Origin of the sequence: Rhodococcus sp. SGAir0479 (assembly GCF_005484805.1) — a bacterium.
Lineage (GTDB): Bacteria > Actinomycetota > Actinomycetes > Mycobacteriales > Mycobacteriaceae > Prescottella.
Genome location: NZ_CP039432.1, coordinates 362,923 through 378,593 on the forward strand (window position 1 = coordinate 362,923; position 15,671 = coordinate 378,593).

Annotated in this window: 15 protein-coding genes; 8 read left to right on the forward strand and 7 right to left on the reverse strand. The window is 71.3% G+C overall.

Annotation, left to right across the window (positions count from 1 at the left end; genetic code table 11):
• Window positions 1-59 precede the first annotated feature (59 nt).
• The 4 genes from E7742_RS01740 (at window position 60) to purH (ending at window position 4,947) form a co-directional block, all read left to right on the forward strand.
• Window positions 60-995, forward strand: a complete 936-nt coding sequence (locus E7742_RS01740) for a DUF5336 domain-containing protein (protein ID WP_137797349.1) — start codon at window positions 60-62, stop codon at window positions 993-995.
• Window positions 996-1,065: 70 nt separating this feature from the next.
• Entirely contained in the window at window positions 1,066-2,670 is a 1,605-nt protein-coding gene (locus tag E7742_RS01745) for a cell division protein PerM (protein WP_137797350.1), read from the forward strand.
• Between the two features lie 89 nt (window positions 2,671-2,759).
• Entirely contained in the window at window positions 2,760-3,368 is a 609-nt protein-coding gene (gene purN / locus E7742_RS01750) for a phosphoribosylglycinamide formyltransferase (RefSeq protein ID WP_137797351.1), read from the forward strand.
• Entirely contained in the window at window positions 3,361-4,947 is a 1,587-nt protein-coding gene (purH, locus tag E7742_RS01755; RefSeq protein ID WP_137797352.1) for a bifunctional phosphoribosylaminoimidazolecarboxamide formyltransferase/IMP cyclohydrolase, read from the forward strand. Before purN ends, purH begins: the two co-directional genes overlap by 8 nt.
• A gap of 40 nt (window positions 4,948-4,987) precedes the next feature.
• Here the strand turns inward: purH and E7742_RS01760 are convergent, their stop codons facing one another.
• Window positions 4,988-5,260, reverse strand: a complete 273-nt coding sequence (locus tag E7742_RS01760) for a hypothetical protein (RefSeq protein WP_137797353.1) — start codon at window positions 5,258-5,260, stop codon at window positions 4,988-4,990.
• Between the two features lie 320 nt (window positions 5,261-5,580).
• Window positions 5,581-6,546, reverse strand: a complete 966-nt coding sequence (locus E7742_RS01765; RefSeq protein ID WP_137797354.1) for an alpha/beta hydrolase family protein — start codon at window positions 6,544-6,546, stop codon at window positions 5,581-5,583.
• A gap of 85 nt (window positions 6,547-6,631) precedes the next feature.
• Here E7742_RS01765 and E7742_RS01770 point away from each other — a divergent pair, with 85 nt between their 5' ends.
• The 3 genes from E7742_RS01770 to E7742_RS01780 are packed head-to-tail and all read left to right on the forward strand — an operon-like array spanning window position 6,632 to window position 10,403.
• Window positions 6,632-8,026 (forward strand): ATP-binding protein, encoded by a 1,395-nt coding sequence (locus E7742_RS01770; protein WP_441346873.1) that lies wholly within the window; start codon window positions 6,632-6,634, stop codon window positions 8,024-8,026.
• Between the two features lie 23 nt (window positions 8,027-8,049).
• Window positions 8,050-9,993 (forward strand): vWA domain-containing protein, encoded by a 1,944-nt coding sequence (locus E7742_RS01775; protein WP_137797355.1) that lies wholly within the window; start codon window positions 8,050-8,052, stop codon window positions 9,991-9,993.
• A 35-nt stretch (window positions 9,994-10,028) separates the two neighbouring features.
• Complete coding sequence (locus tag E7742_RS01780; RefSeq protein WP_137797356.1) at window positions 10,029-10,403, forward strand: hypothetical protein; 375 nt, start codon at window positions 10,029-10,031, stop codon at window positions 10,401-10,403.
• 6 nt (window positions 10,404-10,409) lie between these two features.
• On the opposite strand, the gene E7742_RS01785 is transcribed toward E7742_RS01780, so the two are convergent.
• The 5 genes from E7742_RS01785 to rpsR form a co-directional block, all read right to left on the reverse strand.
• Window positions 10,410-11,336, reverse strand: coding sequence for an AEC family transporter (locus E7742_RS01785; protein WP_137797357.1), 927 nt, complete (start codon window positions 11,334-11,336; stop codon window positions 10,410-10,412).
• Between the two features lie 179 nt (window positions 11,337-11,515).
• Entirely contained in the window at window positions 11,516-12,292 is a 777-nt protein-coding gene (locus E7742_RS01790; protein ID WP_137797358.1) for an ABC transporter ATP-binding protein, read from the reverse strand.
• Window positions 12,289-13,323 carry a FecCD family ABC transporter permease gene (locus tag E7742_RS01795; RefSeq protein ID WP_137797359.1) on the reverse strand — a complete coding sequence of 345 codons (1,035 nt, stop codon included), beginning with the start codon at window positions 13,321-13,323 and terminating at the stop codon, window positions 12,289-12,291. Before E7742_RS01795 ends, E7742_RS01790 begins: the two co-directional genes overlap by 4 nt.
• Window positions 13,320-14,504: an ABC transporter substrate-binding protein gene (locus E7742_RS01800; RefSeq protein WP_137797360.1), complete on the reverse strand. Its 1,185-nt coding sequence runs from the start codon at window positions 14,502-14,504 to the stop codon at window positions 13,320-13,322. The genes E7742_RS01795 and E7742_RS01800 overlap by 4 nt, the downstream gene beginning before the upstream one ends.
• Before the next feature lie 102 nt (window positions 14,505-14,606).
• The gene (gene rpsR, locus E7742_RS01805; RefSeq protein WP_137797361.1) at window positions 14,607-14,864 is read right to left on the reverse strand and encodes a 30S ribosomal protein S18; all 258 of its coding nucleotides are present in this window, start codon (window positions 14,862-14,864) and stop codon (window positions 14,607-14,609) included.
• A 144-nt stretch (window positions 14,865-15,008) separates the two neighbouring features.
• On the opposite strand from rpsR, the gene E7742_RS01810 reads away from it, so the two are divergent.
• On the forward strand, window positions 15,009-15,620 hold the full coding sequence (locus E7742_RS01810; RefSeq protein ID WP_137797362.1) for a trimeric intracellular cation channel family protein: 612 nt from the start codon (window positions 15,009-15,011) through the stop codon (window positions 15,618-15,620).
• The last annotated feature ends 51 nt before the right edge of the window (window positions 15,621-15,671 follow it).

Consider the following 15,671-nt stretch of genomic DNA (forward strand, 5'->3'; position numbering starts at 1 on the left):
CGGACGGGTCGTTGCGGGTAGCGTTCAGGGAGCCCATGATCGACCGACTAGGAGCAGACATGACGTACACGGACGGAGGGTCCGGTTTCGATCAGCCTTCGCAGGCGCCCGCGCAGAGCCGGACTCGCGGGCTCGCGTTCTATCTGGGACTCGGCGTGCTCGCGCTGGGTATCGTCAACTTTCTGCTCGGGTTCGCCCCGTACCTCGAGAACTCGACGAATGTCGGCTTCGGATTCTCGTTCACCCAGGACGCTTTCGAGAGCGGCGGGGCGCTGCCGCTGGCGTTCCTGTTGACCGGTGGTCTGCTGGCCGGCATCTCGTTGCTGCCGAAGCAGTACCACGCGGCGCCGGCCGCCGTCGCATCCGTCGTCGGCTTCCTCGTCTCGTTCGTCTTCATGCTCAGCCTCCCGGGTGTCGGCAGCCTCGCCGGCGGCGGCATCGCGATCCTGGTTCTCTCGTTCGTCCAGGCGGCTCTCGCCGTCGCGGTGTTCCTGTTCGGCGCCGGTCTCGTCAAGATGCCGCAGGGGCGTCCGTACCGCTCGCACGCGCATCCCGCCGCCTACGGGCATCCGCAGGGGTACGCGCAGCAGCAGGGCTACGGCGGGCAGCAGGGCTACGGCCAGCCGGGAGGCCAGCAGCAGGGATATGCCCCGCAGCAGGGGTACGGCGGACAGCAGGGTTACGGCCAGCAGACGCCCGGCTACGGCCAGCAGACCCCGGGCTACGGTCAGCCGGCGCAGTCGCAGGGCTACCCGCAGCAGCAACAGCCCACGGCCGGATACGGGCAGTTCCAGGCGTACCAGGCCCAGCAGCCCACGCAGCAGATGCCGCAGCAGCCGTCGGCGGGCCAGCCGTACCAGCAGGGGCAGCCGACCCCGCCGCCGTCAGCTCCTCGGCACCAGAGCGCCGCGCCCGAGGATGCGGGCGCGCCCACACAGGCGTTCGACGCTCGGACGAGCGAGAACCCCTCGGCGAAGGACGACGAGGAGAAGTGAACGAGTGGGGCGCACCACGCCTCGGCGCGCCTGAGGGCCGTCGCCGGGCACGGGTGCGACCCTCGATCCGATGACTTCTCTGCTTGCTCGCGGCAGCCGCCGCAACACCTCCGGACAGCCCGAGGCCGGCCCCGATCACGTCCGCACGCTGCTCGGGGTGGCCCTGCGCCCGACCGGGGTCGCGATCGCCTTGATCTGCGCGGCCGTGCTCGTCACGCTGGTCTCCTCCAACAGCGATCTGGCCGGTGCGGTGGGGGCGGTCGCGGCGAGCTGGCTGGCCGTGCACCAGGTGTCGCTCACCGTCACCGGTGCGCCGCTGGGCATCCTGCCCCTGCTGCCGACGATGCTGATGATGTGGGTCGTCGCCCGCGGCTGCGCGCGGGCCGTGGCGCCGGACGCGGATGCGCGGGACGTGGGCAAGGTGATCGCGGCCGCCGTCGCCGGACCGATCGCGGCGACGCTCATCGCGCTCGCCGTGATCACCGACGCGGCGGCGCTGATCCCGCTGCAGCAGCCCAGCGCACTCGAAGCGCTCGGCTCGGTGTTCGGAATACATCTGCTCGCGGCGGCTGCCGGGATCACGGCCACCGTGGGGCCGAGCCTGTGCGCACGCTGGGGGTTGCCCGACTGGGTCCCCGCCATCGGGCGGCCCGCCGGGCGGGCGGCCGGATCGATGTTCGCGGCCGGTGCGGCGGTGACGGCCGCATCGCTGGTGTGGTCCTGGTCCGAGGTGGGGGACCTGCTCGGCGGCGACTTCGGGTTCGTGGGGCTGCTCGGGTCCACCGTGTTGTCGGTGCTGTACCTGCCGAACGTCGCGATGGGCGCCCTGGCGGTCCTGGTCGGTGGCACCGCCCACGCGGGGGCCGCGGTCAGCGTCTTCGACGTGGTGCCCGGACCGGTGCCGCCGGTCCCGGTCCTCGCCGGCGTGCCCACCGCACTCGTCGGCAGCGCCTGGCCGATTCTGCTGATCGTCCCCGTCACGATCGGTGCGCTCCTGGGCCGCGACTGCGGGCGGCTGCGGCTGCCGATGGCGGAGACCGCGTACGTGGTCGCGAGTGCGGCCGCGGTGGTCGGCGTCGTCGCCGGCCTCTTCGGCCTGCTCGCGGGCGGCGACCTCGGGTCCTACGGATTCGTCGGTGTCGAGCCGGCGGCCCTCGGCGTCGTCACGTTCGGTTGGCTCGTCGTGCCGGGACTCGTCGTCGGTGCGCTCCTCGCCCGCGGCCGCGAGACGGAGCACGCCGAGACCCACGAGGACCAGAGGGAAACCGACGTCGACACCACGGACATCGGAACCGGCGCCGACGACGTCGCTGCGCCCCTCGAGATCCGACGATTGGAACGGCCCACCGTCCGGTACCGCTCCGGCCCCGACCCGGAGCTCGAGCAGGCGACGGGTGCAGCGGCCGACGCACCGGACGACGCCGCGGCATCGGACGAGCACGAAACGGACGAGCACGAAACGGGCGAGCACGCGACGGCGGAGGACACCGCGGTGGTGGAGGCGGAGATCGTCGAGGAACCGGCGACACCGACCGTGACGGACGGACCCGAAGCCGTGACCGCCGTCGAGGTGGCCGACGTCGAGGAGCCGGAGGACGAGGCCGACGATGCCCCCGAGGCGACGTCGGCGGACGAAGCCGCCCTGCCGGACGGGCCCGGGAACCCCAGAGACTAGGCTCGTACCCGGCCCGTACCGGGGCCGGAACCGTCCCGAAAACCAGGAGTAGTGCGCTGACTGCCACGCGTGACCAGCTGCGGCCCACAGTGCCCGCTCGGATCGTCGTACTCGCCTCGGGGACCGGCAGTCTCCTGCAGGCACTCGTCGGCGCCTCCCGGACGGACGGGTATCCCGCGACGATCGTCGCCGTCGGTGTCGACCGCGACTGTTCCGCGACCGAGCACGCGGCCGCGGCCGGTATCGCGCACTTCCGCGTCGCGCTGCGCGATCACGCCGACCGCGACGCGTGGGACGTCGCGCTCACCGCGGCCGTCGCCGCGCACCAGCCGGACCTGGTGGTGAGCGCCGGTTTCATGAAGATTCTCGGCCCCGTGTTCCTCGAACGGTTCGGGGGCCGCATCATCAACACGCATCCCGCGTTGCTGCCGGCGTTCCCCGGCGCGCACGCGGTGCGGGACGCGCTCGCATACGGCGTCAAGGTGACCGGTTCGACGGTCCACCTCGTCGACGACGGCATCGACACCGGCCCGATCCTGGCCCAGGAGCCGGTCGAGATCCGTGTCGACGACGACGAGGCCGCACTGCACGAGCGCATCAAGATTGTCGAGCGGCGACTGCTGGCCCAGGTCGTGGCCGCCGTCGCCCTCCGAGGTGTTGTTTCCGACGGACGAAAGGCCGTGATCCCCAGTGAGTGAACGCAAGGCTGTGCGCCGCGCACTTGTCAGCGTCTACGACAAGACCGGACTGGTCGAACTGGCCACCGGCCTGCACCAGGCCGGTGTCGAGCTGGTGTCCACCGGCTCCACTGCAGCCAAGATCGCCGACGCCGGCATCCCGGTCACCAGGGTCGAGGACCTGACCGGCTTCCCCGAGTGCCTCGAGGGCCGCGTCAAGACGCTGCACCCGCGCGTGCACGCCGGCGTCCTCGCCGACACCCGCAAGCCCGAGCACCTCGCGCAGCTCGAGGAACTGGGCATCGAGGCGTTCGAGCTGGTGATCGTGAACCTGTACCCGTTCACGCAGACCGTCGCGTCGGGCGCCACCCCGGACGAGTGCGTCGAGCAGATCGACATCGGCGGCCCCTCGATGGTCCGCGCCGCGGCCAAGAACCACCCGTCCGTCGCGGTCGTCGTCGACCCCGCGAAGTACGAGGGTGTCCTCGCCGCGGTGGAGGCCGGTGGCTTCAACCTCTTCGAGCGCACCGCGCTGGCGGCGCAGGCGTTCCAGCACACCGCGTCGTACGACGTCGCGGTCGCCACCTGGATGACCGAGAGCCTGGTCGCGACCGTCGCCCCGAGCGACGCGGCGGAAGACACCGCCGAGTCGAAGTTCCCGCGCTGGGTCGGTGCCACCTGGAACCGCTCCGCGGTGCTGCGCTACGGCGAGAACCCCCACCAGGCGGCGGCGCTGTACGACAGCCCGTCCGGCCCGGCGGGCCTGGCGCAGGCGAAGCAGTTGCACGGCAAGGAGATGTCGTACAACAACTACACCGACGGTGACGCCGCGTGGCGTGCCGCGTACGACCACACCGAGCCTGCGGTCGCAATCATCAAGCACGCCAACCCCTGTGGCATCGCGGTCGGCGCCGACATCGCCGAGGCGCACCGCAAGGCGCACGCGTGCGACCCGGTCTCCGCGTTCGGTGGCGTCATCGCCGCCAACCGCGAGGTGACCGTCGAGATGGCCGAGCAGGTCGCCGACATCTTCACCGAGGTCGTCATCGCCCCGTCGTACGCGCCGGGTGCCGTCGAGGTGCTGGCCCGCAAGAAGAACGTCCGCGTCCTCGAGGCCGCGGCACCCACCGCATCCGGCGTCGAGCTGCGCCCGATCTCGGGTGGCACGCTGCTGCAGGAGCGCGACGTGCTCGACGCCGAGGGCGACGATCCCGCCAACTGGACGCTGGTGGTCGGCGACGCCGCCGACGAGAAGACGCTCGCGGACCTCGAATTCGCGTGGCGCGCCTGCCGCGCCGTGAAGTCCAACGCGATCCTGCTCGCGAACGACGGCGCCTCGGTGGGCGTCGGCATGGGACAGGTCAACCGCGTCGACTCCGCGCACCTCGCGGTGCAGCGCGCCGGCGACCGTGCCAAGGGCTCGGTGGCCGCGTCCGACGCGTTCTTCCCGTTCCCCGACGGACTGCAGGTCCTGCTCGACGCCGGTGTCCGCGCCGTCGTCCAGCCCGGCGGATCGGTCCGCGACAACGAGGTCATCGAGGCCGCCCGCGAGGCCGGTGTCACCCTCTACCTGACCGGTGCCCGCCACTTCGCGCACTGATCGAACCCCTGTCGACGCTCCCTCGTCGGGCTCGTGGCCGCTAGGCGGCGAGTCCCGACGGGGGAGCGTCGTGCTGTGCGGATGCGAGCAGTGCGCGGGCGCTGGCGGTGTCGGTGCCCGAGATGACCAGCCGCGCCGCCCCGCGCGCGATCAGCTCGCTGAGCAGTGCCGTCGCGCCGGCATCGCTCCCCGGATCGACGTGCCGCAAATCGACGGTGACGACCTGACCGGTGAGGTCGCCGGGCAGGTCCAGATCGGTGGTGCCTCCGGCACCGTACCGGAGGGTGCCTCCGGCACCGAGACGAAGCTTCATGTGGCTTCTCCTGACTGGAAGTAGGTAAAAGAAAAGGCACCCGAGGCGGTGTGCCTTCGGGTGCCCGAGAGAGGTTCCGGTTACGGGGAACTCGTCTCTCGGGGCCACCTGACGAAGGCTGCGTGGCGGTGCCACGCGGGTACGGCGAAATACGCGTGTTCGGAAATGCGCTTGACGGCAAGTGCCGAGCTCTTCGACTGCATTGCGACCGTACCTTTCTCGTGTGAGCCCGTTGGTTAACGGAGAACCATACAGCAGTGACCGCCGGACGACATCTCGGTTTTGCGTGCGCGGTGTCGTCCGGCGTCACGGCCGGGCAGTCAGAGGTTGCGCAGCCAGGCCTCGAACCCGGTGGTGAACTCGGTGGACCACGGCAGCGGCTCGATGTAGTCGGCGCCCGTGGACGGCGCGTCGCCGATCTCCTTGAGGACGTGGTTGGCGGTGGTCATCCGCACCGGCGTGAGCGCGGTGTGCGCCAGTGCCGCGTCGAGCGCGTCGACGTCGCTGTTGATGAGCTGGATGTCCTTGGCCGAGCAACTCGTGACGACCGGGAGTCCGGCGGGCAGGCGGCGGGCGAGTTCCCGCGGATCGAGCGCATCCTCCTCGGCGAGAGCGCGGGCATTGGCGGGCACCAGCCCGGCGGCGCGCAGCGGATCCGGCAGGTCGTCGCTCAGCGTGGCGTCGTCGCGCAGCGACTCGACGGCCCCGGCCAGTGCCACGCGCAGTTCGTCCGCGAGTTCGACCGGCAGCTGTCCGGCGTCGACGACGGCGGTGAGCTGGTTGTCGATCTGCGTGGTGAGCAGGTCCAGCAGGCGCACCGCGAGCGGCTCGAGCAGTCCGATGCCGGCGACCTTCGCGCCGCGGTCGGCGAGCGCGAGCGCGATGAGCGCGCCCTCGCTGTGCCCGACCGCGTACACCCGGTCGGGGTCGACGGCGGCCCGGCCGGCCAGGAATCTCAGCCCGGCCGCTGCGGAGTCGACGAAGACGGAGAAGCCGAGGTCGCCGATGTCCTCGAGCTCGTACGGGCCGAGGCCGGTGGCGCCGCTGCCGAGCTTGTCGTAGCGCAGGCTCGCGAAACCGTGCTGCTCGAGCAGGTCGGCGAGGAACTCGAGGGTGCCGATCGAGCCCGGCAGCAACGCGCTGTCGCCGTTGCGGTCGGTGGGGCCGCTGCCTGCGAGCAGCAGCACGGCGGGCACGGGCGCATCGGCGTCGGCCCCGGCGGGGAGCCGCAGGCTGCCGTGCAGCGTGATGTCGTCGGTGGTGAACGTGATCTCGAATTCGGCCATGGAGCTGTGTCTATCAGAGCGCGGCAGAGGCAGCGTGCACGATCGCGGTCCGGATGCCGAATCGCCAGATCGCTCGTAACGTGGAGTGGTGACTGCCACAACGCCTGCGCACCTGCCCCGGACACTCGGCGAACTCCGCGCGTCCGGTCACCTCCAGCGTCCGGTCAAGGACGAGATGCGCGAGAACCTCCTCGCCGCACTCCGCGACGGTGTCGATCCCTGGCCCGGCATCGTCGGGTTCGAGGAGACGGTGCTGCCGCAACTCGAGCGTGCGCTCATCGCCGGGCACGACGTCGTCCTGCTCGGTGAGCGTGGTCAGGGCAAGACCCGGCTGCTGCGCACACTGTCGCTGCTGCTCGACGAGTGGACGCCCGTCATAGCGGGTTCCGAACTGGGCGAGCATCCGTACGAGCCGATCACGCCGATCTCGCTGCGCCGCGCGGCCGAACTGGGGGACGCGTTGCCGGTCGCGTGGCGGCATCGCAGCGAGCGGTACGCGGAGAAGCTCGCGACCCCCGACACGTCGGTGGCCGACCTCGTCGGCGACGTCGACCCGATCAAGGTGGCGGAGGGGCGCAGTCTCGGGGACCCGGAGACCATCCACTTCGGCCTGGTGCCGCGGGCGCATCGGGGGATCGTCGCGATCAACGAGCTGCCGGATCTGGCCGAGCGCATCCAGGTGTCGCTGCTGAACGTGATGGAGGAGCGCGACATCCAGGTCCGCGGGTACACGTTGCGGCTGCCGCTGGACGTGCTGCTGGTGGCCAGCGCCAACCCGGAGGACTACACCAACCGCGGGCGCATCATCACCCCGCTCAAGGACCGCTTCGGCGCCGAGATCCGCACCCACTACCCGCCGCTGCTCGAGGACGAGATCGAGGTGATCGAGCAGGAAGCGAATCTGCAGGCCGCCGTGCCGCACCACCTGCTCGAGGTCCTCGCCCGCTTCACCCGGCTGCTGCGCGAGTCGACGTCGGTGGATCAGCGTTCGGGCGTCTCGGCCCGCTTCGCGGTGGCCGGGGCCGAGACGGTGAGCGCGGCCGCGGTGCACCGCAGCGCCGTGCTCGGCGAGGCCGAGGCCGTGGCCCGGCCGATCGATCTCGGCACGATCGTCGAGGTGCTGCGCGGCAAGGTCGAGTTCGAATCCGGCGAGGAGGGACGGGAACTCGAGATCCTCGAACACCTGCTGCGCCGCGCCACCGCCGACACCGCACGCAGCCTGCTCGGCGGCATCGACCTCGCGCCGCTGGTGACCGCCGTCGAACTGGGGCAGCCGGTGGTGACCGGCGAACGGGTCACCGCGAAGGCGTTCCTGGCGGAATTGCCGGAACTCGAGGTCCTCGGGGATCTGGCGTCCCGGCTGGGCGCGCAGTCCGACGGGGAGCGGGCATCGGCCGTCGAACTCGCTCTCGAGGGCCTGTATCTGGCCCGCCGGATCTCGAAGAACCCGGACGAGAACGGCCAGGCCGTCTACTCGTAGCCGAATTCGTGAAGGGAGACAAGATGTCCCGCGGCGCGCGCTACGGCCCGTACGAGGGCGGCGATCCGCTGGCGCCGCCCGTCGATCTGCGGGAGGCTCTGGCCGCGATCGGTGACGACGTCCTCGAGGGGGCGTCTCCGCGGTCCGCGCTGCGCGAGTTGCTGCGCCGCGGCTTCGGGGACCGCCGCGGTCTCGACGACCTGGCCGCCCAGGCCAACCGCCGACGTCGGGAGTTGTTGGAGCGCAACAACCTCGGGGGAACGCTCGACGAGGTGCGGGAGCTGCTCGACCGGGCGGTGCTCGAGGAGCGCAAGACGCTCGCCCGCGCGCTCGACGACGACGCCCGGTTCGCGGAGATGCGGATCGAGGAGTTGCCGCCGTCCACAGCGCAGGCCGTCGCGGACCTGGCCGACTACGACTGGCGCAGCAGTCAGGCCCGGGAGGACTATGCGAAGATTCGCGACCTGCTGGGACGCGAGCTGCTCGACCAGCGGTTCGAGGGCATGAAGCAACTGCTCGAGGGCGCCACCGACGAGGATCGCGAACGGATCCGGGAGATGCTCGAGGACCTCAACTCCCTGCTGGACAGCCACGCTCGCGGCGAGGACACCACGCAGCAGTTCGAGGAGTTCATGGACCGCCACGGCGAGTTCTTCCCCGAGAACCCGCGCAACACCGAAGAGTTGCTGGACTCGCTGGCCCGGCGCGCCGCGGCGGCGCAGCGGCTCCGGAACTCGCTCACCCCCGACCAGCGTGCGGAACTCGATGCGCTGGCGCAGCAGGCATTCGGGGACGCCTCGCTGATGAGCCAGCTCGATCGGCTCGACGCGCACCTGCAGTCCGCGCGTCCAGGGGAGGACTGGAACGGTTCGGCGCAGTTCGGCGGCGACGAGGGACTCGGCCTCGGGGAAGGGACGTCGGCGGTCGCGGACGTCGCCGACCTGGAGCGGTTGTCCGACCAACTGTCGCAGCAGTATCCGGGCGCCCAGCTCGACGACATCGACGCCGAGGCACTGGCCCGGCAACTCGGGGATCAGGCCGTCGCCGACACGCGGACCCTCGCCGACCTGGAACGCGCGCTGCAGCAGCAGGGCTTCTTCGACCGGGCACCCGACGGCCAGTGGCGGCTCTCGCCCAAGGCGATGCGGCAACTCGGGCAGACGGCGCTGCGGGACGTGGCCGGACGCCTCGCGAACCGTGGCGGGCAACGCGAGACGCGCCGGGCCGGCGCCATGGGTGAGCCGACGGGAGCGTCGCGCACGTGGGAGTTCGGCGACACCGAACCCTGGGACGTCACGCGGACGCTGACGAACGCGATCCTGCGCGAGCCGGGCCGGATGCCGGTGCGGATGACGGTCGCGGACGTCGAGGTCGCCGAGACGGAGCAGCGCGCGCAGGCCGCTGTCGCGCTGCTGGTCGACACGTCGTTCTCGATGGTGATGGACGGCCGCTGGGTGCCGATGAAGCGCACCGCCCTCGCACTGAACCACCTGGTGACCACCCGGTTCCGTGGGGACGCGCTGCAGCTCATCGGTTTCGGGCGCTACGCGCAGTCGCTGTCGGCGGCGGAACTCGCCGGGTTGGACGGCGCGTGGGACCAGGGCACCAATCTGCATCACGCGCTGCTGCTCGCGGCACGGCATCTGCGCCGGCACCCCAACGCGCAGCCTGTCGTGCTGATCGTCACCGACGGTGAGCCCACCGCGCACCTCGAGCCCGACGGGCAGGCGTTCTTCGACTACCCGCCGAGCGTGCGAACCCTGGGACTGACGGTGCGCGAACTCGACACCCTGGCCCGGCTCGGCGCGCAGGTCACCATCTTCCGGCTCGGCGACGATCCCGGTCTGGCCCGGGTGGTCGATCGGATGGCCCAGCGCGTCGGCGGCCGCGTCGTCGCCCCCGATCTGGACGGTCTGGGCGCCGCCGTCGTCAGCGACTACATGCGGATGCGGCGCCCCGGCAGGTGATGGACATCCGCGCGTGGGTCCGTCACGATCACACCGTGCGCCTGCCGAAGGGTCTCGTCGTCACCGCGTGTGCGGTCGTCGGATTGTCGTGGCTGCTCCTGGTCGGGACCGGCATCGTGCAGGGCGATTGGATGGAGCTGTACCTGGCGTTCCTGTTCGCCGTGGGACTTCAGGACTGGTGGCGCGACCGGCAGGGCAAGCCGTCGATGCCGACGGGCACCCCGCGGCAACGGCTCGCCTCCGGGGCCATCGCACTCGTGACGGGAGCCGGGGGCGCCGCGATCGTACTCACGCGGGACGCGCTGCCGATGCGGATCGCCGGGGGAGCGCTGGTCGTGGCTGGGCTCCTCTTCCTGTACGGGGTGGTGTCGAGCCTCCGGAAACCGCCGCCGCCCGCCGATGCGGCGTGAGGCGGCTCAGGCCAGCAGCGCCGCGACCAGCGCGATCGCGGGAATCGACGCGAGCGTCGTGACGAAGGCCGCGTCGCGGGAGAGGACCATGCCGCGCTGATAGCGGCTGGCGTACACGAACACGTTCTGCGCGGTGGGCAACGTCGCGACCACCACGATCGCGAACAGCTCGTGCCCCTCCAGGCCCAGCAGGAACCGGGCCATCAGGTACGCCAGGACCGGCTGGACGCCGATCTTGAGCACCGAGGCGAGCGCGACGTCGCGGCGCGGGCTGGCGCCCTTCTCGAGGACCCGGACCCCGTACAGCGACAACCCGAACGCCAGCAGCGCGCCGGGCACCGAGGCACCGCCGATCAGCTGGAACGGCTGCATCAACGCCTCGGGCAGCGTCCATCCCGATACGGCCACCACCAGCCCGGCCGCGCCGGCCAGGACGATCGGATTCTTGAACGGCGCGGTGATCGTCTCGAGCCGGGACGCGCCTGCGCGGGTCGTGCTGATGTCCAGGACGGTGAGCGCGACGGGCGAGAAGATCATGATCTGGAACAGCAGCAGCGGCGCGACGAACGACGCGTCGCCGAGGACGAACACCGCGATGGGGATGCCGAGATTCGCCGAGTTCACGTACGACGCGGACAGCGCGCCGATCGTCAACTCCGGCAGTGGGCGGCGCAGCCACACGCGGGCGATCGCCAGGTAGATGCCGGCGACCGCGAATGCCGTGGCCGCCGCCACCGCCAGGGTGGGGGAGAAGACCACCGACAGGTCGGAGCGGGCCAGGGTGTCGAACAGCAGCGCCGGCGTCGCGACGAAGAACACCAGCCGGCTCAGCACGAACTGGCCGTGCTCACCGAGAGTGCCCGTGCGACCGAGGAAGAACCCGATCGCGATGACGACGAAGATGACCGTGAAACCCGCGACTACACCCGACACGCCGCGGGGCACCTCCCAAACCGAACCGAAACCCGGCGGGAAGTCTAGACCCGACCGCTGAACGGGAATTCACGGCACGGTTCGGGGCCCAGAGCGTGCCGTGAATTCCCGTTCAGGGGAAGCCGGGTCTCAGGGGAAGCCGGGTCTCAGGGGAAGCCGGGTCTCAGGGAAGTCGGGTCTCAGGGGTTGCCGAGCCGGAAGATGCCGTCGGACGGATCGAAGTGAACGCGCCGCGAGTCGAAGGCCCGGCGGATGGCGCCCGCCTCGATCAGCGACGCGGGAGTGCCGTCGACGACGGTGCCGTCGCCCGCGGCCAGCCACACGTGCCGCGACGTGCGCAGCACCAGTTCGACGTCGTGGGTCGAGAGCAGCACCGTGATGCCGCTGTCGTCGGCGATCTCCTCGAGCAGCGCCAACAGTTCCACCCGCGCCGCGACGTCGAGGAACGCGCTGGGCTCGTCGAGCACCAGCAGAGCCGGCTGCTGCACCAGCGCCCGCGCGATCAGCACCCGCTGGCGCTGGCCGTCGGACATCTCGTGCATCCGGACGTCGGCGAGATGCGTGGCACCCATCCGTTCGAGGCTGTCGGCGATCAACCGCTTCTCGTCGTCGGTCAGCCGCGACGCGAAGCCCTGGTGCGGGAGCCGGCCGAGCGCGGCCACCTCACCGCCGGTGAGCAGTCCGCCCTCGACACGGTCGGTGAGGACCACCGCGATCCGGCGGGCCCGCTGCGCCGGCGGCAGCGCGGTGACGTCGCGGCTGTCGAGGCGGATCGTGCCGCCGAGGACGCGTTGCAGCCCGGCGACCGAGCGCAGCAGCGTCGACTTGCCGGCGCCGTTGGGACCGAGCAGCGCGGTGACCTGTCCGGCGTGGGCGGTCAGGTGCAGGTCCTCCAGTACCCGGCGCGGCGGCCGGCCCGGATAGCCGACCGTGACACCGTCGAGCGCGAGCGTCATGCGACACCGGCCTTTGCGCGCCGTGAGCGCAGCAACACCAGGATCACCACCGGCGCGCCGACGAGCGCGGTCACCACGTTCAGCGGGAGCACGCCGTCGCGGCCGGGGAGCTGCGCGACGACCGAGCACAGCAGCGACACCGCCGCGCCCATGAGCACCGCGCCGGGCAGCAGGATCCGGTGGTCGGACGTCCCGAGCGCCAGCCGCGCGAGATGCGGAACCGCGATCCCCAGGAAGGCGATGGGGCCGCAGAATGCAGTGACCCCGCCGGCCAGCAGCGCCGCCGCGGTGATCGCCACCGTCCGGGTGCGCAGCAGGTGCACGCCCATCGAGCTGGCGTAGTCCTCACCGAGCAGCATCGCGTTGAGCGGACGCACCAGCGTCGCCGCCAGCACGAGTCCGGCCAGCACCACCGGCACCAGGACTCGCAGATCCGACCAGGACGCGCCCGAATACGAGCCCAGACTCCACAGGATGAACTGCTGCATCTGGGCGGGTTCGGAGAACGCGACCAGCAGCGAGACGACCGCGCTCGTCACCGAGCCCACCATCACGCCGACGATCAGCAGTGTCACCACCGATCGGACCCACCGGGAGATGGCCAGCACCAGCAGCAGCACCACCAACGCGCCGACGGCGGCTGCGGCCGCGATGCCCAGGCGGCCGGTGCCCGCGACGGCCGCGAACACACCGGCTCCGGTGCCCGAGCCGAGCACCACCAACGCGACTCCGAGACTGGCGCCCGACGACACCCCGAGGATGTACGGATCGGCGAGCGGGTTGGCGAACAGCGTCTGCATCAACAGCCCCGCCACCGCGAGCGCCGCGCCCGCGCACGCGGCCGTGACGACCCGCGGCAGCCGGATGTCCCGGATGAGCGTGGTCCAACGGTCGGCGCCGGCGTCACCCGTCAGCAGATACCGCGCCGTGGTGCCGAACGGGATCGTCACCGAACCCACCGACACCGCCAGCACGGTCGCCGCGACGACGAGCGCGACCAGGCCGGTGACGGTGGCTGCGGTGCGGGTCACTGCAGCCGGCGGTAGAAGGTGAACTCGTGCCCGGGCAGCAGTTCCGGATGGGCGATCGCGATGAGGTCGGCCACCACGAGGTCGGGACGCAGGACGCCCTGCTCGTAGATGTCCAGCGCGCCGGCGTCCGTCGCGCGCGCGGACGATGTCCACACCTGCCCGTCGCGGAACGCCGCGAACTCCGCCAGCCGCGGTTCGGCGGCGAGCGCCTCGGCCACGGTCGTGGCGGCGGACGTGCTGATCGCGAGCGGGATCGCGCCCGCCTTCGCGAACACGGTCTCGAGGTCGGTCTGCAGGCTGCCGGTGCCGGGTTCGCTCATCCACGGGTGGGTGATGTGCGCCGTGCCGTACAGCGCGTTCGAGTAACTCGCCAACGGCACCGACCACCCGCCCTGGTAGGGCAGTCCCGGCACGATCGGTGCGGGCGCGGTTGCGGCGGCCAGGTCGGTGTACTTGTCGTACTCGGCGACGATGCCGTCGAACGTCTCGGCGGCCTGCTTCTCGGTACCGGTCAGCGCCGCGAAGAACTTGATCCACTCGGCGCGGCCCAGGGGATCGGTCTCGAGCCAGTCGTAGTTGTCGAGCACCGGAATCTTCGAGCGCTCGATCACCGCGAAGGCCGGGTCGGTGAAACCGCCGGTCACCAGGGCCTGCGGAGCGTGCGCGACAACCGCCTCGGCGTCCACCTGACCGGCGGTGGCGAACTGCACGACGCCGGTGTCGGCGAAGTGTTCGCGTGCCGCGTCGCTGTAGACGAAGTCGGCGCTCGCGAAACCCGTCAGGACGTCGAGCTTGCCGAGCGCCTCGAGGCTGGGCAGATGCGTCGTGGACTCGGCGAACAGGTCGCTCACCGGCGTGGCCACCTGCTGGGCGTTCGCGAGGTCCCCGGACAGGTCGGGTGCCGGGGCGCCGCACTTGGTGAGCACGTACGCCTCGTCGGGCTGACCGGGTTGGCGGACGGTGAGCACCTGGTACGAGTTGTGGTATTCGATGTCGAAGTTCTGCGCGTACTCGACGGACTGCTTGTCCGGGAAATAGTCGATGGCCGGATCGAAATCGGTGATGCAGTCCGCGCCGGCGGCACCGGAGGCGCCTGGGGAGTCGGACGAGCACGCCGCGACGCCGCCCACGGTCAGGGCGGTGGCGGCGAGGAGAGCGACGGTACGGAGCGAGAGCGACACCCGGAGAATCTAGCGTGGGCCGGTGGAGCCGCCGGTGGGCACCCGCGAACGCGAGAGGCCGCGCCGTCGGGTGACGGCGCGGCCTCTCGTACGTGGTTCGGGCTACCGGCTGGTGATGAACGGCAGCAGGGCCATCTCGCGGGCGTTCTTCACCGCGGTGGCCACCTGGCGCTGCTGCTGCGGGGTCAGCCCGGTGACGCGGCGGCTGCGGATCTTGCCGCGATCGGAGATGAAGGTGCGGAGCAGGTTGACGTCCTTGTAGTCGACGGTCTCGATGCCCGCGGCGATCAGCGGGTTCTTCTTGGGGCGGCGGCCCTGCTCGCTGCGCGCCTTCTTCGACGGGGACCTTCTGACTGCCATTGCTTTTCCTTACCGGCTCGACTGATTGCGCAATCCTACCGGACCGGCGGCCCGCGGCGGCCGTGCCAGCGAAAACTCGGGCCGGGACGGGTTCGCCGGGGGCACCTGTGCCGGCGGTGACGCGGTGCGTGCGACGCTGTCGGCGTGCTGCTGCAGATCCTCGACCTCGTCGGCATCGCCGCGTTCGCGGCGTCCGGTGCCCTGGTCGGGGTGAGCAAACGTCTCGACATCTTCGGTGTGTGCGTCGTGGGTGTGTTCACCGGCATCGGCGGCGGCATCGTGCGGGACGTGCTGCTGGGCATCCATCCGCCCACGTCGCTGACCAGTTGGTCGCTGTTCGGGACGGCCGCGGCGACGTCGGTGCTCGTCTTCTTCGTGCATTCCGCGCTGGGTCGGCTGCGGCGGGAGATTCTCGTGCTCGACGCCGCCGGAATGGGTCTGTTCGCGTGCACCGGCGCCGCCATCGCGCTCGACGCCGGTGCCGGTCCGCTCGCGTCCGCGCTCATCGGCGCCACCACCGCGATCGGTGGCGGCATCCTGCGGGACGTGCTGGTCAACGAGGTGCCGCTGTTGCTGCAGCGGGACCTGTACGCGATCCCGGCGCTGCTCGGGGCGGCGCTGGTCGTCGCGGGGACCTCGGCCGGGCTGCCGCACGACGCCGTGCTGCTGGTCGGTACCGCGGTCGCGACCGCGTTGCGTCTGGTCGCGTTGTGGCGGCACTGGAGCCTGCCGGGCCCGCGGCTGCCCCAGGAGTGACGCGACACGCTCCCGGCTCGCGGTCGCCTCTCAGCGGGATCTCAGCCCGCC